This window comes from Rhodovulum sp. MB263, assembly GCF_002073975.1.
Lineage (GTDB): Bacteria > Pseudomonadota > Alphaproteobacteria > Rhodobacterales > Rhodobacteraceae > Rhodovulum.
Map to the genome: position 1 here is coordinate 1,708,307 of NZ_CP020384.1, position 23,714 is coordinate 1,732,020.

22 protein-coding genes are annotated in these 23,714 nt (G+C 69.5%); 9 read left to right on the top strand and 13 right to left on the bottom strand.

Going from position 1 to position 23,714, the window contains the following annotated elements:
• Positions 1-18: 18 nt before the first annotated feature.
• Positions 19-480, bottom strand: coding sequence for a CreA family protein (locus tag B5V46_RS08090; RefSeq protein ID WP_080616125.1), 462 nt, complete (start codon positions 478-480; stop codon positions 19-21).
• A 138-nt stretch (positions 481-618) separates the two neighbouring features.
• Here B5V46_RS08090 and B5V46_RS08095 point away from each other — a divergent pair, with 138 nt between their 5' ends.
• Together B5V46_RS08095 and B5V46_RS08100 are read left to right on the top strand one after the other, a co-directional pair.
• Positions 619-1,782, top strand: a complete 1,164-nt coding sequence (locus B5V46_RS08095; protein WP_080616126.1) for an isovaleryl-CoA dehydrogenase — start codon at positions 619-621, stop codon at positions 1,780-1,782.
• Between the two features lie 37 nt (positions 1,783-1,819).
• Positions 1,820-2,335 (top strand): lysozyme inhibitor LprI family protein, encoded by a 516-nt coding sequence (locus B5V46_RS08100; protein ID WP_080616127.1) that lies wholly within the window; start codon positions 1,820-1,822, stop codon positions 2,333-2,335.
• Between the two features lie 113 nt (positions 2,336-2,448).
• Here the strand turns inward: B5V46_RS08100 and B5V46_RS08105 are convergent, their stop codons facing one another.
• The gene (locus tag B5V46_RS08105) at positions 2,449-3,048 is read right to left on the bottom strand and encodes an OmpW family protein (protein WP_080616128.1); all 600 of its coding nucleotides are present in this window, start codon (positions 3,046-3,048) and stop codon (positions 2,449-2,451) included.
• Positions 3,049-3,167: 119 nt separating this feature from the next.
• Between B5V46_RS08105 and B5V46_RS08110 the strand changes: the two genes are divergently transcribed.
• The 4 genes from B5V46_RS08110 (at position 3,168) to B5V46_RS08125 (ending at position 8,256) form a co-directional block, all read left to right on the top strand.
• Entirely contained in the window at positions 3,168-4,772 is a 1,605-nt protein-coding gene (locus B5V46_RS08110; protein ID WP_080616129.1) for a carboxyl transferase domain-containing protein, read from the top strand.
• An 87-nt stretch (positions 4,773-4,859) separates the two neighbouring features.
• A complete protein-coding gene (locus B5V46_RS08115) occupies positions 4,860-6,806 on the top strand; it encodes a biotin carboxylase N-terminal domain-containing protein (RefSeq protein WP_080616130.1) in 1,947 nt (648 codons plus the stop codon).
• Positions 6,799-7,677, top strand: a complete 879-nt coding sequence (locus B5V46_RS08120; RefSeq protein WP_080616131.1) for a hydroxymethylglutaryl-CoA lyase — start codon at positions 6,799-6,801, stop codon at positions 7,675-7,677. Before B5V46_RS08115 ends, B5V46_RS08120 begins: the two co-directional genes overlap by 8 nt.
• Positions 7,678-7,749: 72 nt before the next feature.
• Positions 7,750-8,256: a hypothetical protein gene (locus B5V46_RS08125; protein WP_080616132.1), complete on the top strand. Its 507-nt coding sequence runs from the start codon at positions 7,750-7,752 to the stop codon at positions 8,254-8,256.
• Here B5V46_RS08125 and B5V46_RS08130 read toward each other — a convergent pair.
• Genes B5V46_RS08130 through B5V46_RS08160 form a run of 7 tightly spaced genes read right to left on the bottom strand, consistent with a single transcriptional unit; the run spans position 8,246 to position 15,120 of the window.
• Entirely contained in the window at positions 8,246-9,022 is a 777-nt protein-coding gene (locus B5V46_RS08130) for an HAD family hydrolase (RefSeq protein ID WP_080616133.1), read from the bottom strand. The two genes, B5V46_RS08125 and B5V46_RS08130, sit on opposite strands and share 11 nt — an antisense overlap.
• Positions 9,023-9,025: 3 nt before the next feature.
• Positions 9,026-10,141 (bottom strand): aminotransferase class V-fold PLP-dependent enzyme, encoded by a 1,116-nt coding sequence (locus B5V46_RS08135; RefSeq protein ID WP_155773985.1) that lies wholly within the window; start codon positions 10,139-10,141, stop codon positions 9,026-9,028.
• Positions 10,138-10,920, bottom strand: coding sequence for an ABC transporter ATP-binding protein (locus B5V46_RS08140; protein ID WP_080616134.1), 783 nt, complete (start codon positions 10,918-10,920; stop codon positions 10,138-10,140). The genes B5V46_RS08135 and B5V46_RS08140 overlap by 4 nt, the downstream gene beginning before the upstream one ends.
• Positions 10,917-11,693, bottom strand: a complete 777-nt coding sequence (locus tag B5V46_RS08145; RefSeq protein WP_080616135.1) for an ABC transporter ATP-binding protein — start codon at positions 11,691-11,693, stop codon at positions 10,917-10,919. Before B5V46_RS08145 ends, B5V46_RS08140 begins: the two co-directional genes overlap by 4 nt.
• Entirely contained in the window at positions 11,690-12,511 is an 822-nt protein-coding gene (locus B5V46_RS08150; protein ID WP_231119267.1) for an ABC transporter permease, read from the bottom strand. Before B5V46_RS08150 ends, B5V46_RS08145 begins: the two co-directional genes overlap by 4 nt.
• The gene (locus B5V46_RS08155) at positions 12,504-13,499 is read right to left on the bottom strand and encodes an ABC transporter permease (protein WP_080616137.1); all 996 of its coding nucleotides are present in this window, start codon (positions 13,497-13,499) and stop codon (positions 12,504-12,506) included. Before B5V46_RS08155 ends, B5V46_RS08150 begins: the two co-directional genes overlap by 8 nt.
• 22 nt (positions 13,500-13,521) lie before the next feature.
• Positions 13,522-15,120, bottom strand: a complete 1,599-nt coding sequence (locus tag B5V46_RS08160; RefSeq protein WP_080616138.1) for an ABC transporter substrate-binding protein — start codon at positions 15,118-15,120, stop codon at positions 13,522-13,524.
• Between the two features lie 582 nt (positions 15,121-15,702).
• On the opposite strand from B5V46_RS08160, the gene ade reads away from it, so the two are divergent.
• Positions 15,703-17,400 (top strand): adenine deaminase, encoded by a 1,698-nt coding sequence (ade, locus tag B5V46_RS08165; protein WP_080616139.1) that lies wholly within the window; start codon positions 15,703-15,705, stop codon positions 17,398-17,400.
• Positions 17,401-17,447: 47 nt separating this feature from the next.
• Here ade and eda read toward each other — a convergent pair whose 3' ends face one another.
• A complete protein-coding gene (eda, locus tag B5V46_RS08170) occupies positions 17,448-18,089 on the bottom strand; it encodes a bifunctional 4-hydroxy-2-oxoglutarate aldolase/2-dehydro-3-deoxy-phosphogluconate aldolase (protein ID WP_080616140.1) in 642 nt (213 codons plus the stop codon).
• A 60-nt stretch (positions 18,090-18,149) separates the two neighbouring features.
• The gene (edd, locus tag B5V46_RS08175; RefSeq protein WP_080616141.1) at positions 18,150-19,955 is read right to left on the bottom strand and encodes a phosphogluconate dehydratase; all 1,806 of its coding nucleotides are present in this window, start codon (positions 19,953-19,955) and stop codon (positions 18,150-18,152) included.
• Positions 19,956-20,075: 120 nt separating this feature from the next.
• Here edd and B5V46_RS08180 point away from each other — a divergent pair, with 120 nt between their 5' ends.
• Both B5V46_RS08180 and B5V46_RS08185 read left to right on the top strand, forming a co-directional pair.
• Positions 20,076-21,272, top strand: coding sequence for an RSP_2647 family RNA methyltransferase (locus B5V46_RS08180; RefSeq protein ID WP_080616142.1), 1,197 nt, complete (start codon positions 20,076-20,078; stop codon positions 21,270-21,272).
• Positions 21,269-21,832: an RSP_2648 family PIN domain-containing protein gene (locus B5V46_RS08185; RefSeq protein ID WP_080616143.1), complete on the top strand. Its 564-nt coding sequence runs from the start codon at positions 21,269-21,271 to the stop codon at positions 21,830-21,832. Before B5V46_RS08180 ends, B5V46_RS08185 begins: the two co-directional genes overlap by 4 nt.
• Before the next feature lie 314 nt (positions 21,833-22,146).
• Here B5V46_RS08185 and B5V46_RS08190 read toward each other — a convergent pair whose 3' ends face one another.
• A complete protein-coding gene (locus B5V46_RS08190; protein WP_080616144.1) occupies positions 22,147-22,890 on the bottom strand; it encodes a LuxR family transcriptional regulator in 744 nt (247 codons plus the stop codon).
• Positions 22,891-22,971: 81 nt separating this feature from the next.
• A complete protein-coding gene (locus B5V46_RS08195; RefSeq protein ID WP_080616145.1) occupies positions 22,972-23,667 on the bottom strand; it encodes a M48 family metalloprotease in 696 nt (231 codons plus the stop codon).
• Positions 23,668-23,714: the final 47 nt, after the last annotated feature.

Sequence of the window (23,714 nt, forward strand, 5' to 3'; positions counted from 1 at the left end):
AGAGCGGGATGCGCGGCGTCAGCGCTGGACGGAATTGAACAGCGGCACGGTCGAGATCGACATCTTGGCCGAGCCCTCGCTCAGCTCACGCGCATGGGCCAGATAGATCAGCGTCTGGTTTGTCTCGTCGAAGATCCGCTTGATCCTTATCGATTTCAGCACCAGCGACCGGCTCTGGCGGAACACCTCCTCGCCATCCGGGCTGCGGTCGATATCGCCGATCTCGATCGGGCCGGTCTGGCGGCAGGCGATCGAGGCATTCGACGGGTCCTCGAACCAGTTGCCCTGGCTCAGCCGGTCCAGCACCGAGCGCGAGAAATAGGCGACATGGCAGGTCACCCCGGCAACCTCGGGATCCTGGATCGCCTCGATCACGATGTCATTGCCGGTCCAGTCGACCCCGACCCGCCCGACCTCGTCGGCCTGGGCGGTGAGGGGCAGAACGGCGACAAGCGCGGCAAGCAGGGCGGGGCGGGGCATGGGGCGATCCTCATCTTCTGATGTCCTGCCAAAGGTAGGCATCCCGTCGCGCATTGCCACAGCGATTGACGCCGCACCCCGGCCGGTGCTATTTAATGAACAATCGTTCAATAAGCTGGGGAGGGAGGAGCCCGGGCGATGTTCACCGCGACGATGGAATTCGATCTCGACGACGACACCCGCGCGCTGCGCGACATGGTGCATCGCTGGGCGCAGGAGCGGATCCGGCCGATGGCTGCCGAAATCGACCGCGACAATGTCTTTCCGGCCGCGCTCTGGCGCGAAATGGGCGAGCTGGGCCTGCTGGGCATCACCGTGCCCGAGGAGTATGGCGGCGCCGGCATGAGCTATCTGGCCCATGTCATAGCGATCGAGGAAATCGCCCGCGCCTCGGCAAGCGTCTCGCTGAGCTATGGCGCGCATTCGAACCTCTGCGTGAACCAGATCAAGCTGAACGGCACCGAAGACCAGAAGCGCAGGTACCTGCCCGCGCTGATCTCGGGCGCTCAGGTCGGTGCGCTGGCGATGTCCGAGGCGGGGGCGGGCTCGGACGTGGTCTCGATGCAGCTCCGCGCCGAGAGGCGGAACGGCCATTACCGTCTCAACGGCACGAAATACTGGATCACCAACGGCCCGGATGCCGACACGCTGGTCGTCTATGCCAAGACCGACCCCGAGGCCGGCCCGAGGGGCATCACCGCCTTCATCGTCGAGAAGACCATGGCGGGGTTCTCGACCTCGCCCCATTTCGACAAGCTCGGCATGCGCGGATCGAACACGGCCGAGCTGATCTTCGAGGATGTCGAGGTCCCCTTCGAGAATGTGCTGGGCGAGGAGGGCAAGGGCGTACGGGTGCTGATGTCGGGCCTCGATTACGAGCGCGTGGTGCTGGCGGGCATCGGCACCGGCATCATGGCCGCCTGTCTCGACGAGATCATGCCCTACATGCGCGACCGCAAGCAGTTCGGTCAGCCGGTCGGAAGCTTTCAGCTGATGCAGGGCAAGATCGCCGACATGTACACGGCGATGAATTCGGCCCGGGCCTATGTCTATGCCGTTGCACGGTCTTGTGATCGCGGCCAGGTGACGCGGCAGGATGCGGCGGCCTGCGTGCTCTATGCCTCGGAAGAGGCAATGAAACAGGCGCATCAGGCGGTGCAAGCCATGGGGGGGGCTGGATTTTTGGCCGACAGCGCGGTCGCGCGCCTGTTTCGCGATGCCAAGCTGATGGAGATCGGCGCGGGCACATCCGAGATCCGGCGGATGCTGGTGGGACGTGAATTGATGAAGGCGATGGTCTAAATGAGAGTCACAGACTCAACTTTAGAAGGTGATCCAGATGCGACTGCCCCTGATCCTCGCCGCCGTGCTGGCCGCGACCACTCCCGCGCTGGCCCAGCAATACGATTTCACGCCCGATGCCACGCTGGCCTGCATGAAAAAGCAGAAGATGCATGGCGCCGACATCGCCTGTGTGGGCGACTCCGCCCGCGCCTGTTTCCAGAAGATGAAGTCGCCCTCCGTGAGCGATATCGCCGCTTGCCAGCAGGCCGAGGGCGAATACTGGAAGGCGCGGATGGACAGCGCCTATGAGCATCTGCTCGGGCTGGCCGAGGCCGCCGATGCGGACTTTGCCAGGGCCGAGGGCGAACCCCTGCATGCGACCATGGTGCAGGACCTCAGGGACGAACAGGAGCAATGGAACAGTTGGCAGAAAACCCGTTGCTGGGTCGAGGCGATGATGCGCCGGGGCACGCCCTACCGCACGACCGCGGCCGCAGGCTGCACGATGAAGCAGATCGCCGCCCGTGCGCTGTTCATGGAAAGCGCGGTCAGCTACATGGAAAACAAGTAAACCGGTCTTCGGGTGTCGCGGGGCCTGCATCGCGCGGCGCCCCGGTCTGGGGCCGGGCCTTCGGGGCCCGTGCCCGGCCTGAACCGGGCATGGGCGGGGACGTTCTGGCAGGATCAGAACTTCCAGATATAGGAAACGCCGAAGACCCAGGGGTCGATATGGGCGGTGCCGATCTTGCCGCCATTCAGCTTGACGTCGCTGTCGATGTCGATCCAGCGCACATCGGTCCGGATCGAGTGGCGCTCGTCGATGGCGTAGTCGAGACCGGCATGCAGCGCGAGGCCCCAGGAATCCTCGATATCGACTTTGCCAAGCGCGCTGTCCGTGTCCCAGAAGGTGGTGTAGTTCAGACCGGCGCCGAGGAAGGGCGTGACCGAGCTGCTGTTGACGAAGTGATATTGCAGCGACACCACCGGCGGCAGTTGCAGCGTATCGGCCTTGCCGACGCCGTCGATATTGATGTTGTGCTTGAAGGGCAGGGCGCCCAGCACCTCGATGCCCCAGTTATCGGCGAAGAAATACTCGAAGGTCAGGGTCGGGCGGGCATTGTCGCCGACATGCGACTCGGCGCCCGCGAGGGTGCCATTGTCCGACTTCGGAGACACATAGCCAAGCCCGAGCCCGAAGGTCCAGTCGCCTTTCGACTGCGCATCGGCGGCGGATCCGGCCAGAGCGGTTGCGGTCAGGGCAATGGCAAGCAGGGAGGTCTTCATTGCATCGTTCCTTAGAATTTGAATCACTCTCGGTCCTTGGGGCGGAATGGCATGGATTTCTTTGACTTGTATCAAGTCGCAGTATGGCGTGGCATACAATGGTGCGCGGAGGACACGCGATGCGTCTGAGATCCGCCGTTTTGCCGGCATCCGATGGGTTCCGGGCCAATCGCGCGGCCCATCTGGCGGCGCTGCGCGAGGTGGCCGAGGCCGCGGCGAGCGCCGCTGCGGGCGGGGGCGAGGCGGCGCGCGCCCGCCATGTCGCCCGTGGCAAGATGCTTCCGCGCGAGCGGGTCGCCAATCTGCTCGATCCGGGCAGCCCGTTTCTGGAAATCGGGGCGACCGCCGCCCATGGGCTTTATGAGGGCGCGGCGCCCTGCGCCGGAGTCATCGCCGGGATCGGCCGGATCGAGGGCCAGGAGGTCATGGTTCTGGCCAATGACGCCACGGTGAAGGGCGGCACCTATTACCCGATGACGGTGAAAAAGCACCTCCGTGCCCAGGAGATCGCGGCCGAGTGCCATCTGCCCTGCCTCTATCTCGTCGATTCCGGCGGGGCCAACCTGCCCAACCAGGACGAGGTCTTTCCCGACCGCGACCATTTCGGCCGCATCTTCTACAACCAGGCCCGGATGTCGGCCGCGGGCATCCCGCAGATCGCCGTCGTCATGGGCTCCTGCACGGCGGGCGGCGCCTATGTGCCCGCGATGTCCGATGTCACCATCATCGTCCGCGATCAGGGCACGATCTTTCTCGCCGGTCCGCCGCTGGTGAAGGCGGCCACCGGCGAGATTGTCTCGGCCGAGGATCTGGGCGGCGGCGATGTTCATACAAGGCTGTCGGGCGTGGCCGACTATCTGGCCGAAGACGACGCCCATGCGCTGGCGCTGGCCCGCCGGGCCGTCCGGCATCTGAACCGCGAGAGGCCGCATACCGTCCGCTGGGAAACGCCCGAAGACCCGGCCTGCGATCCCGAAGAGATCCTCGGCGTCGTCCCCGCCGATCCGCGCACGCCCTATGATATCCGCGAGGTGATCGCGCGGCTCACCGACGGCTCGCGCTTCGACGAGTTCAAGCCCCGCTTCGGCGAAACCCTCGTCACCGGCTTCGCCCATGTCATGGGCTGCCCCGTCGGGATCGTGGCCAATAACGGCGTGATCTTCTCCGAGGCCGCGCAGAAGGGGACGCATTTCATCGAACTCTGCGCCCAGCGCGGCACGCCTCTTGTCTTCCTGCAGAATGTCACCGGCTTCATGGTCGGACGCAAATACGAGAACGAGGGCATCGCGCGGCATGGCGCCAAGATGGTGACGGCGGTCGCGACGGCTGCGGTCCCCAAGATCACCATGCTGGTCGGCGGCAGCTTCGGAGCGGGCAATTACGGCATGGCGGGTCGGGCCTATTCGCCCCGCTTTCTCTGGACCTGGCCCAATTCCCGCATCTCGGTCATGGGCGGCGAACAGGCCGCGGGCGTTCTCGCGACCGTGAAACGCGATGCCATCGAACGGGCGGGCGGCAGCTGGTCGGCAGAGGACGAAGCCGCTTTCAGGCGCCCCACGGTCGAGATGTTCGAGACCCAGAGCCACCCGCTCTATGCCTCGGCCCGGCTTTGGGATGACGGCATCATCGATCCGCGCAAATCCCGGCAGGTCCTTGCCCTCTCGCTTTCGGCCGCCCTCAATGCGCCGATCCCCGACACCCGCTTCGGCCTCTTCAGGATGTAGCGCCATGCTCCTTCTTCCTGGCCGAAATACCCCGGGGGGTGCGGGGGGCTGGCCCCCCGCCGCGACGACAGCCACGAAAGGCACGCCATGTTCCGCAAGATCCTGATCGCCAATCGCGGCGAGATCGCCTGCCGGATCGCCGCCACCGCCCGCCGCCTCGGCATGACGACCGTCGCCGTCCACTCGACGGCGGATGCCGGTGCCGCCCATGTGGCCATGGCCGACGAGGCCGTCGCGATCGGCGCGCCCGCGCCTGCCGACAGCTACCTCCGCGCCGACCGGATCATCGAGGCCGCGCTGAAAACCGGGGCCGAGGCGATCCATCCGGGCTACGGGTTCCTCTCGGAAAACCCCGATTTCGTCGAGGCGGTCGAAGCTGCTGGCCTCACCTTCATCGGCCCCTCGGCCAGGGCGATCCGGGCCATGGGCCTGAAGGACGCCGCCAAGGCCTTGATGGAGCAGGCGGGCGTGCCCGTCGTGCCGGGCTATCACGGTGCCGATCAGGACGATGCCCATCTCGAAGGCGCGGCCGAGGCCATCGGCTGGCCGGTGCTGATCAAGGCCGTGGCGGGCGGCGGCGGCAAGGGCATGCGCAAGGTCACGCATCCGGCCGATTTCGCCGCCGCGCTCGCGTCGGCCCGATCCGAAGCGCAGACCGCCTTCGGCAACCGGGCCGTCCTGATCGAGAAGCTGATCGAGCGCCCCCGCCATATCGAGGTCCAGGTCTTCGGCGATGGCCGGGAGGCGGTTCACCTCTACGAACGCGACTGTTCGCTCCAGCGCCGCCACCAGAAGGTCATCGAGGAGGCCCCGGCGCCCGGCATGACGCCCGAGATGCGCGCGGCCATGGGCGCGGCCGCAGTGCGCGCGGCCCGCGCCATCGGCTATCGCGGTGCGGGCACGGTCGAGTTCATCGTCGATGCCTCGGACGGGCTCCGCCCCGACCGGTTCTGGTTCATGGAGATGAACACGCGGTTGCAGGTCGAACATCCGGTGACCGAGGCCGTGACCGGGCTCGATCTGGTGGAATGGCAGTTCCGGATCGCGGCCGGCGAGGGCCTGCCGCTGACGCAGGACCGGATCCCGCTCAGGGGCCATGCCTTCGAGGCCCGGCTTTATGCCGAGGACGTGGCAGCCGGTTTCCTGCCCGCCACCGGCACGCTGGCGCATCTGGAATTCCCGCAAGGCATCCGGGCCGATACCGGCGTGCGAAGGGGCGACACGGTCAGCCCGTGGTATGACCCGATGATCGCCAAGATCATTGCCCATGGCCCGACCCGCGCGGTCGCGCTGAACCGGCTGGCCCGAGCGCTCGATGACATGCAGATCGCGGGCACGACGACCAACCTGGCCTTTCTCGGGCGCCTTGCCCGGCATCCGGGCTTTGGCCGGGGCGAGGTCGATACCGGGCTCATCGAGCGCGATCTCGACAGCCTTGCCGCCGGGCCCGGGCCCGGTCCCCGGATCGTCGCCGCAGCCCTTCTTGCCGCGGCAGAGTCTTCCCGGGACCCGCTTGCGGGCTTCACCCTCTGGGCGCCGCTCCGGCGGGCCGTGACCCTCGGCCGCGACGGCGAGGACGTCACCGGCACGCTGCTGTTCGAGGGGACGGACAGCGCGCGCGTCGAAATCGGCGAGACCCTGCTCGAGGCCCGTCGCAGCCCCGATGGCTGGCGGATCGACGGCGCCGCGGCCGGGTCGGTGCGGCAGGCGGGCGGCCAAATCCATGTCTTTGCCGGGGCCGGCGGGACCTTCTCTTTCATCCCGGTCGATCCGCTCGATCGCGCGGCGGCGGCGGGGACGGGGGCCGATGTGATCGAGGCGCCGATGCCGGGGCTTCTCAAGACTCTGTCCGTGGCCGAAGGCGACCACGTCGCCGCCGGCCAGCCGCTGGCCGTGCTCGAGGCGATGAAGATGGAACACATGCTTGCGGCGCCCCGCGCGGGGCTGGTGGCCGAGGTGCTGGTCGCACCCGGCGCCCAGGTCGAGGCCGGGGCGGCGCTGGTCCGGCTCATGCCGGAGGAGGGCGATGGCTGAGCGGGTCGAGATCTTCGAGGTCGGCCCGCGCGACGGGCTGCAGAACGAGCCCCGCGCGATCGCGGTCGCCGAGAAGATTGCGCTGATCGACCTGCTGAGCCAAGCGGGGTTTCGCCGGATCGAGGCGGCAAGCTTCGTGCGACCCGAACGGGTGCCGCAGATGGCCGATGGCGCCGAGGTTCTGGCGGGCATCCGCCGGGCGCCGGGCCTGCGCTATGCCGCGCTCACCCCCAATATCCGCGGCTATGAGCGGGCCCGTGCCGCCGGGGCCGACGAGATCGCGATCTTCGCTTCGGCCTCCGAGGGGTTCAGCCGCGCCAATATCAACGCCTCGGTCGATGAGAGCCTTTGCCGTTTTGCCCCTGTGGCCGACGCCGCGCGGGCCGACGGGCTGCCGATGCGGGGGTATATCTCCTGCGTGACCGACTGCCCCTATGACGGCCCGACCCCGCCCGGGGCGGTCGCGGCGCTGGCAGAGCGTCTGCTGGCGCTTGGCTGCTACGAGATCAGCCTTGGCGATACCCTCGGCAGGGCGACGCCCGAAACGGTGGGGGCTCTGCTGCGCGCGGTTCTGGCGCTCGCCCCGCCCGACTGTTTCGCGGGGCATTTCCATGATACCGGCGGCCGGGCCATCGCCAATATCGAGGTTGCGCTCGAGGCCGGGCTGCGGGTCTTCGATGCCGCTGCGGGCGGGCTTGGCGGCTGTCCCTTCGCCCCGGGGGCGCCCGGCAATGTCGCGACCGAGCGGGTGGCGGCGCGGCTCGCGGCCCTCGGGCTCTCGACCGGGCTCGATCCCGAGCGTCTGGCCGAGGCCGCGGCCTTTGCGCGGCGGATGCGCCGGGGCCCGCCCGGGACCGGATCTTTCGCTTGAAACGGGGCGATTTATCGCATCCATGATCCCCCTGTCCGAGGCGCATGGTGCGAGTCGGAAAAGGAGCGCCCCATGGACCATACCGCCGGCCGCTGTCCCTTTGCTGCCCAGCGCGAGACGCATAGCGGCGTCCACCCCCTGCACCTGCGCCGCTCGATCCTCAATCGCGAGATTCTGCGTCCGGTCCTGCGCCAGCTCGGGCTCGGTACAATGCCCGACGATCCCCATGTGACGCTGGCCCACAGTCTCGCGCCGGTCGACTGGGGCCTGAAGGTCTTCGCGCCCGATCCCCACCGGATCGCGATCACCCCGCAAAGGCCGCGCTTCGAGCGTGGCGCGGCGGGCGGGGTCGATCTGGTCTTCGGGGCGCCCGAGCTCGAGGCGCGCTGGCAGGCGTTGCGCGATGCGGGCGCGGTCTGGGACCTGCCGCCCTTCGTGCCGCGGGTGGCGTTCGGCCCCGCGCCGGCCGAACTGCCCTCGATCTGCTTCTTCGCCGGACCGGTGCTGTTCGGCCCCGAATGGCGCGCGACGCCGGGTTGCGTCGGGGCAGACGCCCCGCATCATCCCGCTAAGGCCTGATCCGGCGGGGCTTACCGGCCCTTGCCGGACCCTGCCCGAGCAGACCCGGAAGGGCGTCGAGCCGCGCGATCCGGGCGGCGGCGCCCGGGGGCCAGGGCGCCCGGCCGGTCTCGTCATAGAAGATCGCGGTGAGGCCCAGCGCGGCGGGGGCGGTGACGTCCCAGACCGGATCGTCGCCCAGCATCCAGGCATCGCCCGGCGCGGTGTCGAGCCGGGCCAGCAGGCGCAGATAGGCGCGTGGATCGGGTTTGCCGAAGCCTGCCTCCTCCTCGATCTGGATCGCCCCGAAGAAGGGCGCAAGCCCGAAGCGCGCGATCTTGGCGCGCTGCCGGGCCCCCGAACCATTGGTCAGAAGTCCCAGCCGCAGCCCCCGCGCAAGAAGCGCGGCCAGCATCTCGCGCGCCCCCGGTTTCAGCGTGATCGCCTCTTCGAGATAGGTCTCGAACCGGTCGGCGATGCGGTCGGCATCGATCCCGTGCAGCGGGTCCGAGCCGCGCGGCCGGGCGAGGTTCAGGCGGTGGAAGGCAGAGCGCACCACCCGCCGCCGGGTCGCGTCGCCCTCGAGCCGCCAGAGCTTGCGGCCCTCCTCGTCCGACAGGAAGCTCAGCACCCGGTCCAGCACCTCGGCGGTGACCCAGCGGGTCGAATGCTCGCCCAGCGCATCGGCATGCTCGGCGATGATCGCGGCCCAGGTCCGCTCGGGCTGGCGGTAGGCGGTCAGCAGCGTGTCGTCGAGATCGAGAAGGAGGGTCCGGGGCGGGCGCATGGCTCAGGCTCTCGCGGCCTCGCCGAACGCGGTTTCGGCTGCGGCGAGCGCCTGCCCGGTGGGCGCGGGCCAGCCCGCGGCGGCGAGTGCCGCGCCAAGCCTGGCAAGATCGCCCAGCACGTTGTCCAGCCGGGCGCGCGGGCCGGTATGGTTCAGCCGGATCACCCGCGCGCCCGCCGGGCCGGTGCCCGCGCTCAGCGCCGCATCCGCGACATGGGCCAGAACCCCGGCAGCGGACAGCCCGTCGGGCAGGGCCAGAGCGGTGACCAGCGCCGAGGCCTGCTCGGGCGGCACCCATTCGGTGCCGGTCAGTGCGCGCGCTCCGGCGCGGGCCGCGGCGGCGACCCGGGCATGGCGGGCGCGGATCGCCTCCAGACCCTCGGCCTCGACCCGGGCCAGCGTCTGGGCGAGGGCATGGAATTCCAGCGCCGAGGGCGTGCCCGGCAGCGCGCCCCGGCCGGTCGCGAGCCATTGCGTGCGCAGATCGCCGAGCGACAGGATCGAGGGCGCCGCACCGGGCGGGGCGATCCGCTCCCAGGCGGCGGGCGAGACGGCGATGGCCGAGGTCCCGGCCGGTCCGCCCAGTGCCTTTTGCGGCCCCATCACGGCGATATCGACCCCCAGATCGTCGAGCGCGAGCGGGTGGCCGCCGAGCGAGGCCACGGCATCGACCGCCAGCAGCGCGCCATGATCCCTGGTCAGGGCCGCGATTTCGGCCAGCGGGTTGAGGATGCCGGTCGCGCTTTCGGCATGGACGAGCGCAACCAGATCGAAGCGGGCCGCGTCCAGCGCCTCGGCCACGGCCCCGGAGGCGACCGGACGTCCCGGCGTCATGCCGCCGATTTCGGTCACCTCGGCGCCGGCGCGCCGCAGCCAGTCGCCGAACCACTGCCCGTAAGGCGAGGTGGCGATATTCAGGACCTTGAGGCCCGGCGCCCCGATCGAACTTGCCACCGCCTCAAGTGCCACCATCGCCTCGCCCTGCAGCAGCAGCACGTCATTGCGGGTGCCCATCAGCCGTCCGATGGCATCGGCAAGCGGCGCGAAGCCCGTCGCCGGAAAGTCCGGCGCATCGGGCAGAGGTAGCCAGAAGGGCGGCAGGTCGGGCAGGGCGGTCATGAGAGGGCCTCTTCGGCGGGAATTTCGGGCACGGCCGCGATCAGGCGGCGCAGGATCTGGCTTTTGGGGGCGGCCAGCAGTGCTTCGGTCGGGCCGCTCTCGACGATCCGGCCGGCCTCCATCACCGCGATCCGGTGCGACAGGGCGCGGGCGACGGCAAGATCGTGGCTGACGAAGAGATAGGCCAGCCCCCTCTCGCGCTGCAGCCGGGAGAGCAACTCCAGCACGCGGCCGCGGAGCGAGGCGTCGAGCGCCGAGACCGCCTCGTCGAGCAGAACGAGTTTCGGCCGGGGCGCGATGGCCCGGGCGATGGCCACGCGCTGGCGCTGGCCGCCCGACAGCGCCGCGAGCGGGCGGCTTGCCAGATCGGGCGAGAGCCCGACCTCGCTCAGCAGCATCGCGACATGCTCGGGCCAGTCGGGACGGGGGGCGATCCGGTGCAGCCGCAGCGGCTCGCTCAGCGCGCCCGCGACGGTGGCGCGGGGATGGAAGGCGGCGGCGGGGTCCTGGAACACCATCTGCATCGCCCCGCGCGCCCGGCGCAGCGCGCGACCGCGCAGCGCGCCCCAGTCCCGCCCGTCGAAGCGGATCTCGCCCGCATCGGGCTCGGTCAGCCGGATCAGCACGCGCACGAGCGTGGACTTGCCGCAGCCCGAGGGGCCGATCAGGCCCAGCGTCTCGCCGGGGGCGATGGTCAGGTTCACCCCGTCAAGCGCCCGGATGCGGCGCTGGCCGGGATAGGTCTTGCCAAGGTCGCTGGCCTCGAGCAGCGGGGTCATGGCACGTCCCCGACGAGGCGCGGACTGCGCAGATCGAGATGGGCGGCCAGAAGCGTCCGCGTATAGGTCTCGCGCGGGCGGTGCAGCACCCTTGCGGCGGGTCCGGTCTCGATCAGCCGGCCGTCATGCAGCACCGCGATCCGCTCGGCGAGCCCGCCCGCCAGCGCCATGTCATGGGTGATGAACAGAAGCGTCATCCCCTCGGCCTCGACCAGCCCGCGCAGCAGCGCGGCGATCTCGGCCTGGACCAGGACGTCAAGCGCGCTGGTGGCTTCGTCCGCGATCAGCAGGCGTGGTCCGGCCGCGATCGCAAGCGCGATGGCGATCCGCTGGCGCTGCCCGCCCGAGAACTGGTGCGGATAGGCGTCGAGCGCGCGGTCGGGATCGGGGATTCGGACCCGCTCGAGCAGCTCGACGGCGCGGTTTCGGGCGGCCTTGCGCGACAGCGGCAGATGGGTGCGGAGCACCTCGCCCAGATGGCGCCCGACCGGCAGGAGCGGGTTGAGGCTGCCGCCCGGGTCCTGGAACACATAGCCGATATCGCGGCCCGGCTGGGGCGGGGACCCGGTCCAGTCGATCCGGCCCGAGATCTCGGTGCCGGGGGGCAGAAGCCCGGCCAGCGCGCGCGCAAGCGTCGATTTGCCCGAGCCGGATTCGCCGATCACCGCGAGTGTCTCGCCGGCGAAAAGCGCCAGCCCCAGATCGCTGATGGCAGGCAGGCGCGCATCCGGATAGCGGATGCCCAGCGCGGTGAGGGTGAGAAGCGGCGTCATCGGGTCCTGCGCCCCGACAGGATGTCGGTCAGCGCCTCGCCCAGGAGATAGGTCGAGATCACGGTCAGGACCAGCGCGATGCCGGGCAGGATCGACAGATAGGCGGCCGAGCGAAGCTGGTTGCGGCCCTCGGCGATCATCGCCCCCCAAGTGACCGCATTCGGATCGCCGAGCCCCAGGAAGGAGAGCGCGGCCTCGGTCAGGACCGACGCGGCGACGATGACCGAGGCCACGGCCAGGACCGGCGGCAGCGCAAGCGGCAGGATCTGGCGGAAGGCGATCTCGGCCGGGGACATGCCCATGACCCGGGCGGCCGCGACGAAATCGGCCTCGCGCAGGCTGAGAACCCGGGCGCGGGCCAGCCGCGCGGGTCCGGTCCAGGCCCCGAGCGCGATGGCCAGCACGACGATGCCCAGCGAGGGCCCCGCGGCCGAGACGAAGGCCAGCGCCAGAAGGAAGCCCGGCACGATCTGGAAGGCGTCGACGAGGCGCATCAGCGCCGCTTCGGTCAGCCCGCTGGCAAAGCCCGCCGCGGTGCCGATGCCCATGCCGAGGACGACCGCGACAAGGGCTGCCGAAAGCCCCACGCTGACCGAGGTCCGCGCGCCGTGGATCAGCTCGGCCAGAAGGTCGCGGCCGAGCCGGTCGGTGCCGAGCGGCAGGGCAGGATCGGTGAAGGGCGGGATCAGCGGAGGCCCCGCGATGGCCAGCGGATCGCCGGGTGCGATCAGCGGCGCGAAGGCTGCGACCAGGATCAGCGCCAGCAGGATCGCGGCCCCGACCAGCGCCTCGGGGCGGCCGAGCAGGGCCTTAACCACGGCTGCGTCTCCCGCCTGCGCCGACCCTTGGGTCGAGCCATCCATAGGCCAGGTCGACCAGCAGGTTGGCGATGACGACCATCAGCGCCGAGGTCAGGATCACCGCCAGCAGAAGCGGCGCGTCGCGCCCGGCCACGGCCTCCTGCGCGAGCCTGCCGAAGCCCGGAATGGCAAAGACGCTTTCGATCACCACCGAGCCCCCCAGCATCGCGGCCGATTGCAGCCCCAGCATGGTGACCAGCGGCAGGAGCGCGTTCCGCGCGGCATGGCTCAGCGTGATCCGCCAGTCGGAAAGCCCCCGCGCCCGTGCGGCAAGGGTATAGTCCTCGTTCCAGGCCTCGGCCATGCCCGCCCGCATGATCCGGAGGAAAAGTGCGAGATAGATCATCCCCAGCGCTGCCACCGGCAGCACCAGATGGCGCGCGATGTCGGCGGCGCGCGCGAGCCCCGTCTTGCCCGAGGCGATGGTCTCGATCCCCGAGACCGGCAGCCAGCGCAGCTGCACCGCGAAGACGATGGCCAGCACCAGCCCGAGCCAGAAGCTCGGGATCGAGTAGAGCATCAGCGAGCCGCCCGAGAGCAGCCGGTCGGGCAGCGAGCCCGGCCGCCGTCCGGCAAGCACCCCGAGGCCCGAGCCCAGCAGGAAGGACAGCGCGGTGGCGCTTCCCATCAGCCAGAGCGTGTTCGGCAGCCGTTCCGCGATCAGCGCGCCGATGGGTCGGTTCAGCGCGAGCGACCAGCCCAGATCGCCCCGCGCGTATTGGCCAAGGGTGAAGGCAAGCCGTTTCCAGGCCGGGCCGTCGAGCCCGTATTCCGTGCGCAGCGCGGCCGCCATCTGCGCATCGCCCCCGCCCATCGACAGCAGATAGGCATCGACCGCATCGCCGCCGGCCCGGTCGAGCAGCAGAAACACCCCCACCAGCACGATCAGCAGGACCGGCAGGCTGCCCGCAAGCCGGGCCAGAACGATCCGTGCCAGCCGCGGCATCAGACTGCTTCCGTGCGGGCGGTCATTGCGACAGGCCGGTATCCGCCCAGTTCGACACTACCCAGCGCGGATTGGTGGCGATGCCGGTCACCCGGTCCGAGACCACCGAGGTGAAGCTCCAGTCGGCGACATTGATGATCGGCAGATCGGCCGCGACCAGTCTCTGGAGCTTCCTGTAAAGCGCCACGCGGGCGGCGGGGTCGAGCGTCACCAGCGCCTCGTCGATCACCGCGTCGATCCCGGCATCGGCATAGCCGCCCTGGTTCGAGAAAGGCACGCCCGGCGGCATGCCCGAGCGCAGGAGGATGGTGGTCGAGATCGCCGGATCGGCGCGGAAGACGGTGGGGGCGATGGCCAGGTCGAAGGCGTGATCGGTATAGACCGCCCGGATATGGCCGGCCGCGTCATGGGGCTCGATCCGGGCATCGATGCCGATGGCGGCCAGTGCCTGACGCAGGTAGTCGCCGAACTGGCGTGTCTCCGAGAAATAGGGCGCGGGCAGCAGCCGCAGGCGAAGTCTCGTGCCATCGGGGCCCTCGGGATAGCCCGCCTCGTCCAGCAGCGCCCTGGCGGTCGCGATGTCGAACGGGTAGGTGGCGACATCGGGGGTGTAGAAAGTGGGATCATTGGCCGGGACCGGCCCGGTGGCGGCCTCGGCATAGCCGAGAAAGATCGTCTTCAGCACGAAGTCCCGGTCGATGGCATGGGCGATGGCCTGCCGGACCTTGAGCTTCGACAGCGCCTCGGTGCGGTGGTTGATCTCGATCGTCAGCTGATAGGTCAGCGCCTCGTAGCCTTTGGTCACGACCTCGAGCCCCGGCACCCGGGCGATCCGGTCGAGATCGGACAGGGGCACCGCCGAGAAGGCCGCAAGATGAACCTCGCCCGCCTCGAGCGAACTGGCCGCCGCGGCGCGGTCGGGCAACACCCGGTAGACGATCTCGTCCAGCAGCGGCAGGCCCTTGTCCCAGTAGCTGTCGTTTCCGCGCAGCAGGTAATATTCGCCGGGCCGGTGCGCGCCCCATCGGAACGGGCCGGTTCCGATGGGCGCCGCATTGGTCGGGTTGGTGGCGATGTCGGTGCCCTCGTAGAGATGTTTCGGCAGCACCGACGAGACCACCGGCAGCGCATTGGCGATCAGTTGCAGCGGCATCGGCTGCGAGAAGCGGAAGATGGCGGTCAGCGCGTCGGGGGTCTCGACCGCCTCGAGATTGGCGAAGAGCGCGCGGCCGATATTCTGCAGAGGCTTCCAGACCTCCATCGCCGAGAAGGCGACATCGGCCGAGCTGAAGGGCGTGCCGTCATGCCACAGAACGCCCTCGCGCAGGGTGAATGTGACGCTGTGCCCGTCCTCCGAGCCCTCCCAGCCGGTCGCCAGAAGCGGTCTCAGCCCGCCGGGCCCGTAGCTGGCCTCGGCCAGCGGCTCGATCACCTTCGAGGTTATGAAGAAGACCCCGTTCGAGGCGACGATGGCCGGGTTGAGCTGGCGCGGCTCGCTGTCGGCGGCGACGATCAGGCGCCCGCCCGGGGCGGCCGCGCGCGCGCGGCGAGGCAGGGCGGTCGAGCCAAGCAGGGCGGCCGTACCGGTCAGGACGCCGCGGCGGGAAATCGTGGCAAGCATTGGAACCATGTCCTCGTAAGAGCCGGCGATTGCGCCGCCGCCCGGCGGCAGGCTGGCATCGTCCGGCCCGCAGCGCAAGGGTGCGCGGGGGCGGTGCTGCCCGGGACGGCCGGAATGGCGACCGGGCGGGGGCGCAGGGGAGCGATGCCGGAGCGGCCTGCCATTCGGGCGCGCGCGTGCCGGAGGCGGCTTGCGAATGCCCGGATATGCCGAAAGCTGCGGTCGACGCCCTTGCGATGACCGGTAATCGGCGCCGGTCTCGGAGGTGCTGGTGACGTGGTGTCGGCCGCGTTCCGGATCGCACCGGCCGATCCTAAGGGCGCCCGATCCGCGGCTCCCGGCCGGCGCAGGGGCCTTCTGATTCTGGCGGCCTTGTCGAAAGGAGCGCGACCGGTCCGAAGGCATGCGGGGCGCGTGCCTGACGGCGTGTCGCTGCGCCTTGCCCCGCCGGGGCGGCGGGTCCGGCCGGGGGCGGCCCTTTTCCGGATGGCCTCGGCTTTCCCGGCAGACCGAGCTTTCGCGGTTGAATGCGCCGTCCCGGCTTGCGACCCTCATGCCGGTCCCATGCCAAGGAGTCGTCCCATGGTTCAGCCGCTTTCCGATCTGATCGCCCAGGGGCGCGGGCTTGTTCCGGCCGATCTGGTGCTGAGGGGCGGGCAGGTTCTCGATCTGGTGACGGGCGAGACGGTGCCGGGCGATGTCGCGATCTGCGGCGAGACCATCGTCGGCATCGGCAGTGCCTATGAGGGGCGCGAGGTCCTCGACGTCTCGGGGCTGACGCTGGTGCCGGGCTTCATCGACACCCATCTCCATATCGAAAGCTCTCTGGTGACGCCCCTGGAATTCGACCGCTGCGTCTGTCCGCGCGGCGTGACCACGGCGATCTGCGACCCGCATGAGATCGCCAATGTGATCGGGGTCGCGGGCATCGAGTATTTCCTTCAGGCCGCGACCCGCACGGTGATGGATATCCGGGTGAACCTGTCCTCCTGCGTGCCCTCGACCGATATGGAGACCGCGGGCGCGCGGATCGGGGCGGCGGAGTTGCTGGCGCTCCGGGATCACCCCAAGGTCATCGGACTGGCCGAGATGATGAACTATCCGGGCGTTCTGATGCAGGATCCGGGCGTTCTGGCCAAGATCGAGGCGTTTCGCGGCGGTCATATCGACGGCCATGCGCCGCTTTTGTCGGGCAAGGATCTGAATGCCTATATCGCGGCGGGCATCCGCACCGAGCATGAGGCGACGAGTGCCGCCGAGGCCCGCGAGAAGCTGCAGAAGGGGCTGCGGGTGCTGATCCGCGAAGGGTCTGTCTCGAAGGACATGGTGGCGCTGGCGCCACTGCTGAGCGAGCGGACCTCGCCCTATATGTGCCTTTGCACCGACGACCGGAACCCTCTGGATATCGCCGAGGAGGGCCATCTCGATCACATGATCCGCTGGATGATCGGGCAGGGCACGCCGGTGCTGGCGGCCTACCGGGCGGCGTCTCTGTCGGCGGCCGAGGCCTTCGGTCTGAAGGATCGCGGCCAGATCGCGCCGGGCAAGCGTGCCGATATCGTGGCGCTGGAGGATCTCGCGGATTGCCGCGCGCGGCTGGTGCTGGCGGGCGGGCGGGTGGCCTCGGCCGGGGCCTTCGCCGCGCGCGAGGATGTGGCGCCGGTCGGGCGGGGCTCCGTCAGGGCGCCGGAGGTGACGGCCGCCAGTTTCCGGGCCACCTCGAATGCCGCCGAGACCCATGTGATCGGCATCCTGCCGGGCAAGATCCTGACCGAGCATCTGATCGAGGAGGTGCCGCCCGAGGGCGGCGAGAAGCGCGCCGATCCGGGGCGCGATCTGGCCAAGGTCGCGGTGGTCGAGCGGCATGGCAAGAACGGCAATATCGCTGTCGGTTTCGTGCGGGGCTTCGGCCTGCAGCGCGGGGCCATCGCCTCGACCGTCTGCCACGATCACCACAACATCGTCGCGGTGGGCGTATCCGAGGCCGACATGGCGCTGGCGGCGACCCGGCTGTCCGAGATCGAGGGGGGCTTCGTCGTGGCCGAGGGCGGGAAGGTCCTGGCCGAGCTGGCGCTGCCGGTCGCGGGGCTGATGAGCCTCGAGACCTTCGAGACGGTCGAGGCGCGGCTGAAGGCGTTGCGCGCGGCGGCAAAGCGCCTTGGCGTGGTACTCGACGAGCCCTTCCTGCAACTGGCCTTCATCGCGCTGCCGGTGATCCCGGCGCTGAAGATCACCGATCGCGGGCTTGTCGATGTCGAGACATTCGAGATCATCGGCTAGGGGCGGGCCGGTCCGGTTTTGTGACCCGGCCCGCGCCCCTGCGGGGGCTAGCGCGGCAGGGCGGCGGCCTCGCGGGCAAGTGCGGTGATCGCCTCCCAGTCGCGGGCCTCGAGCTTGTCCTTCGGTGCGACCCAGGACCCGCCCGCGCAGATCACGTTGGGCAGGCTCAGATAGCTTGCGGCATTTGCCGGGCTGACGCCGCCGGTCGGGCAGAAGCGGATCTGTTGCAGCGGGCCTGCCAGCGCCTTCAGGGCGGGCGCGCCGCCCGCAGCCTCGGCCGGGAAGAATTTCTGCACCGTGTAGCCGCGTTCGAGCAGGGCCATCGCCTCGCTCGCGGTGGCGGCGCCCGGCAGCAGCGGCAGATCGCCCGCGCGTGCGGCGTCGAGCAGCGCGGGCGTGGTGCCCGGCGAGACGCCGAAACGGGCACCCGCCGCCATGGCGGCATCGACATCGCCCGGGGTCAGGAGCGTGCCCGCGCCGACGATGCTGCCCGCGACGTCCGCCATCTCGCGGATCGCATCGAGGGCGGCGGGGGTGCGCAACGTGACTTCTAGCACCGGCAATCCACCCGCCACCAGCGCCTCGGCCAGCGGCCGGGCCAGCTTTGCGTCCTCGATCACCAGAACCGGGATGATGGGGGCGCGGCGGCAGATCTCTTCAGTGATCTCGCTGGCGGCATTGGGGGTCATTGGCGGTCCTTTCGCGCGGATTTCGGCTGTTGCAGGGGTATTTAGGCCAAGAAGAAGGGGTCAGACAACGATCCCTGCGCCTTCGGCCGCGGATTTCGCATTTGCACGGAAGGCGGCGAAGAGCTCGCGCCCCAGCCCGGTCTCGTTGGCCGAGAGGTCGGGGGTGACGGGCGCGCGGTCGAGGGCACCCTCGGTCAGCACGTCGAGCCGCCCCGAGGGCGCGTCGAGCCGGATCACGTCGCCGTCGCGCAGACGGGCGAGCGGACCGCCATCGGCGGCCTCGGGCGAGACATGGATCGCGGCTGGCACCTTGCCCGAGGCGCCCGACATCCGCCCGTCGGTGACGAGCGCGACCTTGAGGCCGCGGTCCTGCAGTACCGAGAGCGTGGGGGTCAGGGCGTGGAGTTCCGGCATGCCATTGGCGCGCGGGCCCTGGAAGCGGACGACGACGATGGTGTCCGAGGTGAATTCGCCCCGCTTGAAGGCGGCCTTGACCTCTTCCTGGTCCTGGAAGATGCGGGCGGGCGCCTCGATCACGTGGCGGTCTTCCGCGACCGCCGAGACCTTGATGATGCCGCGCCCCAGATTGCCGGAGAGCGCGCGCAGCCCGCCTGTGGTCTGGAACGGATCGGCGGAAGGGCGCAGGATCTTGTCGTTGAGGCTTTCGCCCGCGCCCTCGGTCCAGCTCAGGGTTCCCTCGACGAGCTTCGGTTCCCGGGTGTAGCGCGCGAGGCCCTCGCCCGCTATGGTCAGGGTATCGGGGTGCAGCAGGCCCGCCCCGAGCAGCTCGCCGATCATGTAGCCAAGCCCGCCCGCGGCGTGGAAATGGTTCACGTCGGCCAGCCCGTTCGGATAGACGCGGGCCATCAGCGGGGTGATTTCCGACAGGCGCGCGAAATCCTCGATGTCGAGGATGATGCCGGCGGCACGCGCCATGGCGGGCAGGTGCAGCACGAGGTTGGTGGAGCCGCCCGTCGCCATCAGCCCGACGATGCCATTGGCAAAGGCGCGTTCGTCGAGCACCCGGCCTGCGGGCGTATACTGGTTTCCCAGGGCGGTGATCTCGAGCGCGCGTTGCGCGCCCGCCACGGTCAGCGCGTCGCGCAGGGCCGTGTTCGGGGTGACGAAGCTGGCGCCCGGCAGGTGAAGCCCCATCAGCTCCATCAGCATCTGGTTGGAATTGGCGGTGCCGTAGAAGGTGCAGGTGCCGGGGCCGTGATAGCTTTCCATCTCGGCCTTCATCAGGTCGTCGCGGCCGATCTCTCCGGTGGCGTATTTCTGCCGGACCTTCGCCTTTTCGTCATTGGGCAGGCCCGAGGTCATCGGCCCAGCGGGCAGGAACACCGCCGGGAGATGCCCGAAACTGGCCGCGGCGATCACGAGGCCCGGCACGATCTTGTCGCAGACGCCCATGAAGACCGCCGCGTCGAAGCAGTTGTGGCTGAGTGCGACGCCTGCCGACAGCGCGATCACGTCGCGCGAGAACAGCGACAGCTCCATCCCGGTCTGGCCCTGGGTGACGCCGTCGCACATGGCGGGCACGCCGCCGGCGACCTGGGCCGTGGCGCCGGCCCCGCGCGCGGCCTCGCGGATGAGCGCGGGGAAACGCTCGAAGGGCTGATGCGCCGAGAGCATGTCGTTATAGGCGGTGACGATCCCGAGATTGGGCGCGCGGCCTTCGGCGAGAAGGCTCTTGGCCTCGCCCGAGGCGGCATAGGCATGGGCCTGGTTTCCGCAGGTCAGATGGGCGCGGGCCGGGCCCTGTTCGGCGGCCGTCGCGATCCGGTCGAGATAGGCGGCGCGGGTTGCGGCCGAGCGGCTGGCAATGGCTTGGGTGACCTCTTCCAGCACGGGATGAAGCGGCATAACGGGTCTCCTGTCGCGGGGGTTCGGGGCGCATATACTACGTTAGCGCTAACGGGAAAAGAGGAGACGTCGGCTGCGAATCCGCTTCACGGCGCCCGTGCGAGCGCCTAGAGGGAGGCGATGAGCATCGAATATCCGACGATCCGCCTCATGCCCAAGGCCGAAGCGCGCGCCATCCGTCACGGCTTTCCCTGGGTCTATTCCGATGAACTGGTCATGGACCGGCGCACCAGGGCGCTGGCGCCCGGCAGCCTTGCGGTGCTGGAGGATGCCGAACGGCGGCCGCTGGCGCTTGTGGCGGTCAATCCGCTGTCGCGGATCGTGGCGCGGGTGATCGACCGCGATCCGGAGGCCGGGATCGATACCGCCTGGTTCGCGGCCCGGATCGGGCAGGCGCTGGCGCTGCGCGAGCGACTTTACCAGCAGCCCTTCTACCGGCTTGTCCATGCCGAGGCCGACGGTCTGCCCGGGGTGGTCATCGACCGTTTCGGCAGCGCCGCGGTGGTGCAGCCCAACGCGGCCTGGGCCGAGTGTCGGCTCGACGCGCTGGTGGCGGCGCTGGTCGGGGTCACGGGCGTCGAGACGGTGGTCAAGAACGGCTCGGGCCGGGTGCGGGGGCTCGAGGGGCTGGCCGAGGAGACGCTGGTCCTGAGGGGCGCGCTCAAGGGACCGGTGCCGGTGCCGATGAATGGCGCGACCTACATGGCCGATCTGACCGGCGGGCAGAAGACGGGGCTGTTCTACGACCAGCGGCCGAATCATGCCTTCGCGGCGGGGCTTGCGCAAGGCGGGCGGGTGCTCGACGTGTTTTCGCACGTGGGCGGCTTTGCGCTGGCGGCGCTTGCCGGAGGAGCCGAGAGCGCGCTGGCGGTCGACGGTTCCGAGCCCGCGCTGGCGCTGGCCGAGGCAGGCGCCAGGGCCTCGGGGCTCGACGCGCGCTTCGCGACCCGGAAGGGCGATGCCTTCGACACGCTGGCGGCGTTGGGGGAGGAAGGTGCGCAATTCGATCTGGTGATCTGCGATCCGCCTGCCTTCGCCCCGTCGAGGAAGGCGCTTGATGCCGGGCTGCGGGCCTATGAGCGGGTGGCGCGGATGGCGGCGGCGCTGGTGGCGCCCGGCGGCTATCTGATGCTTTGTTCCTGTTCGCATGCCGCCGATCTGACGAAATTCCGGGCCGCCAGCGCGCGCGGCATCGGCAAGGCCGGGCGGCGCGGACCGGTCATCTACACGGGCTTTGCCGGCCCCGATCACCCGGTGCTGCCGCAGCTGGCCGAGTCGGGCTATCTGAAGGCGCTGGCCTTCCGCCTGACCGAATGAAGGTCCTGCTGGACGCCTGTGTGCTTTACCCGACCGTGCTGCGCGAGATTCTGCTGGCTGTGGCGCGCCGGGGCGGCTTCACCCCGCTCTGGTCGGCGCGCATTCTCGAGGAATGGGCGCGGGCCGCGCGCAAGATCGGTCCGACCGGCGAGGCGCAGGCACGGGCCGAGATCGCGCTTTTGCGCGCCGCCTGGCCGGGGGCGGAGGTGGCACCGAAGGCGGGGCTCGAGGCGCGCCTCTGGCTGCCCGATCCGAATGACGTGCATGTGCTGGCCGCGGCCATCGCGGGCGGCGCCGATCTTCTGCTGACCTTCAACGCGCGCGACTTTCCGGGCCATCTGCTGGCCGAGGAAGCGCTGCGCCGCGCCGCACCCGACGCGTTCCTGATGGATCTGTGGCTGGCCGGTCCGGACCCGGTCGAGGCGGCGGTCGCCGAGGTGCATGCGGCGGCCGAACGGATCGCGGGCGAGGCGCTGGAGCGGCGCGCGCTGCTCAAGCGGGCGCGCCTGCCGCGGCTGGGCAAGGCCCTGAACGAGGTCCTGAACAAGGCGCGGGACTGAGGCAACAGGAACCTGCGGGAAGCGCCGGCCACTCTCCGTCGCCTCCCGCAGACATGGCCCAACGACCATGATAATGAAGGGAGATTGCTCTCCCGCGCGGTGCCCGTATCGGACTTCGAACCGTTTTGACCCGATTTGCACACCTGGAGTGACTCAGGCGCGGAGCCCACTGAGCCCGGCCATCCCGATCCGCCGCACGCCCCCCAATTGGGTTCGGCTATTATGCGCTCGCCGCAGCGCAGAAAAAACCGGGGGTTTTCCCGTATTCCCAACCCCGATCCGGCCCCGATCCTCCAGATGCCGGGACTGAACAGCTAAGGAACGATCAGGCCGAAGATCAATGCCCGCGCCACGGCATGGGTTCGGTTCAAGGCATGCATCTTGGTCATTGCCGAGGCCATGTGATGCTCGACGGTTTTCTCCGAGATCGACAGCCGGAAGGCGATCTCCTTGTTGCGCAACCCGGTCGCACTCCAGAGCAGGCATTCGCGTTCGCGAAGCGACAGCGGGACACTGCCGGGGGCAATGGCCGGTGTCTGGGCCAGCGCGTGAAACAGCCGGGTTGTCGCGCAGATCGAGTCTCCGCTGGCTGCAAGGATATCTGCCGCCTCACCGCTCGTGTCCGCGGCAAAGCACAGTCCCGCGCCGCTGCGGTTCAGCGGCGACGCCCCCGCAAGCGGCAGCGTGAGGCCGAAATTCACCCCGAAATCGCTGCAGAGTTGCATCACCTCGCGGGTCCCGGGATCGGTCTCGATGCGGTTGCCGGGCCGGTCCCAGTAGATCGGTTCCTCGCCCCCGGTCGCGCAGTGGATCGCGCGCGGATCGTGGTCGATCATCCCCTCTTCTGCATAGCGATGGGTGAAGCCGGCAGGAAATGTCGAGCGATAGAGCATCTCCTGCGAGATCGTCCGGGACCGGACCGCAGGTGTCTGAGCATAGATGACATGCGAGACCCCGTGTCCCCTCAGGTGATCGTTGAACACCCGCCAGAGGGCGTCGAACGAGGTCTGCGCGCGCAGCGTTTCGGCGAAGTCGAGGCTCTGGCGGTCCAAACGCATCACGGTCAGCTTTGGGCAATGGGGCTGGTGCTGACAGGGGGCGGCTGAAAAATGGTAAAGATCATGGTCCTGTCGGCACTCCTATGTTGTTGTCCGAACCGCCCAGCGGGCTTCGAGGGCATCGATCGCGGCGACGCGGTCGGCGGTCCTCGGATGGCTCATCAGCCAGGCGGGCATCGCGCCGCCCCGGCTTTGGGTGATCCGGTCGAGCTTGGCGAATAGCGTCTTCTGGGGCGCGGTCCCGATGCCGGCCTTGGTCAGGAGCGCCGCGGCATAGGCATCTGCCTCATATTCGTCCTGGCGGCTGAGCCGCGCGGCCAGAAGCGAGGCCAGCGCATTGGCGATATAGACCCCGATGCCGGGCAGGAACCGGCCCAGGACCATCGCCAGGGCCGTCCGCATCGCGTTCTGGCCCGAGAAGTCTATCATCCGGCGGCGGCTGTGCCCCAGCGCGACATGGCCGAGCTCATGCGCGATGACGCTGGCCAGTTCCTCGGCGCTGACCTCGCCCGCGCGGTAGCGGTCGTGAAAGCCCCGGGTGATGAAGATCCGCCCGTCGGGCGCTGCCAGCCCGTTCACCGGCTCGATTTCGTAGATGTTGACGCGAATGCGCGGCAGGTCGAGCGCCTGCGCCATGCGATCGGTCAGCGCCTTCAGCCGCGGATCGGCCAGCTCTGACGATCGCTCATCGAGCTCGCGGCCGGTGCGCCAGGCCGAGAAGCGGTACATCGCGACGGCGTAAAGGATCGCCAGAAGGATCGGGGTCAGTTTCAGCATGTCGACAGGATATGGTGCGTTTGGCGGCCGGCGCAATCCTGAGGAAT

Excerpts from the sequence above, each read along its gene's own strand:
- B5V46_RS08090 (WP_080616125.1), bottom strand. The coding sequence starts at position 480 with ATGCCCCGCCCCGCCCTGCTTGCCGCGCTTGTCGCCGTTCTGCCCCTC.
- B5V46_RS08095 (WP_080616126.1), top strand. The coding sequence starts at position 619 with ATGTTCACCGCGACGATGGAATTCGATCTCGACGACGACACCCGCGCG.
- B5V46_RS08100 (WP_080616127.1), top strand. The coding sequence starts at position 1,820 with ATGCGACTGCCCCTGATCCTCGCCGCCGTGCTGGCCGCGACCACTCCC.
- B5V46_RS08105 (WP_080616128.1), bottom strand. The coding sequence starts at position 3,048 with ATGAAGACCTCCCTGCTTGCCATTGCCCTGACCGCAACCGCTCTGGCC.
- B5V46_RS08110 (WP_080616129.1), top strand. The coding sequence starts at position 3,168 with ATGCGTCTGAGATCCGCCGTTTTGCCGGCATCCGATGGGTTCCGGGCC.
- B5V46_RS08115 (WP_080616130.1), top strand. The coding sequence starts at position 4,860 with ATGTTCCGCAAGATCCTGATCGCCAATCGCGGCGAGATCGCCTGCCGG.
- B5V46_RS08120 (WP_080616131.1), top strand. The coding sequence starts at position 6,799 with ATGGCTGAGCGGGTCGAGATCTTCGAGGTCGGCCCGCGCGACGGGCTG.
- B5V46_RS08125 (WP_080616132.1), top strand. The coding sequence starts at position 7,750 with ATGGACCATACCGCCGGCCGCTGTCCCTTTGCTGCCCAGCGCGAGACG.
- B5V46_RS08130 (WP_080616133.1), bottom strand. The coding sequence starts at position 9,022 with ATGCGCCCGCCCCGGACCCTCCTTCTCGATCTCGACGACACGCTGCTG.
- B5V46_RS08135 (WP_155773985.1), bottom strand. The coding sequence starts at position 10,141 with ATGACCGCCCTGCCCGACCTGCCGCCCTTCTGGCTACCTCTGCCCGAT.
- B5V46_RS08140 (WP_080616134.1), bottom strand. The coding sequence starts at position 10,920 with ATGACCCCGCTGCTCGAGGCCAGCGACCTTGGCAAGACCTATCCCGGC.
- B5V46_RS08145 (WP_080616135.1), bottom strand. The coding sequence starts at position 11,693 with ATGACGCCGCTTCTCACCCTCACCGCGCTGGGCATCCGCTATCCGGAT.
- B5V46_RS08155 (WP_080616137.1), bottom strand. The coding sequence starts at position 13,499 with ATGCCGCGGCTGGCACGGATCGTTCTGGCCCGGCTTGCGGGCAGCCTG.
- B5V46_RS08160 (WP_080616138.1), bottom strand. The coding sequence starts at position 15,120 with ATGCTTGCCACGATTTCCCGCCGCGGCGTCCTGACCGGTACGGCCGCC.
- ade (WP_080616139.1), top strand. The coding sequence starts at position 15,703 with ATGGTTCAGCCGCTTTCCGATCTGATCGCCCAGGGGCGCGGGCTTGTT.
- eda (WP_080616140.1), bottom strand. The coding sequence starts at position 18,089 with ATGACCCCCAATGCCGCCAGCGAGATCACTGAAGAGATCTGCCGCCGC.
- edd (WP_080616141.1), bottom strand. The coding sequence starts at position 19,955 with ATGCCGCTTCATCCCGTGCTGGAAGAGGTCACCCAAGCCATTGCCAGC.
- B5V46_RS08180 (WP_080616142.1), top strand. The coding sequence starts at position 20,076 with ATGAGCATCGAATATCCGACGATCCGCCTCATGCCCAAGGCCGAAGCG.
- B5V46_RS08185 (WP_080616143.1), top strand. The coding sequence starts at position 21,269 with ATGAAGGTCCTGCTGGACGCCTGTGTGCTTTACCCGACCGTGCTGCGC.
- B5V46_RS08190 (WP_080616144.1), bottom strand. The coding sequence starts at position 22,890 with ATGCGTTTGGACCGCCAGAGCCTCGACTTCGCCGAAACGCTGCGCGCG.
- B5V46_RS08195 (WP_080616145.1), bottom strand. The coding sequence starts at position 23,667 with ATGCTGAAACTGACCCCGATCCTTCTGGCGATCCTTTACGCCGTCGCG.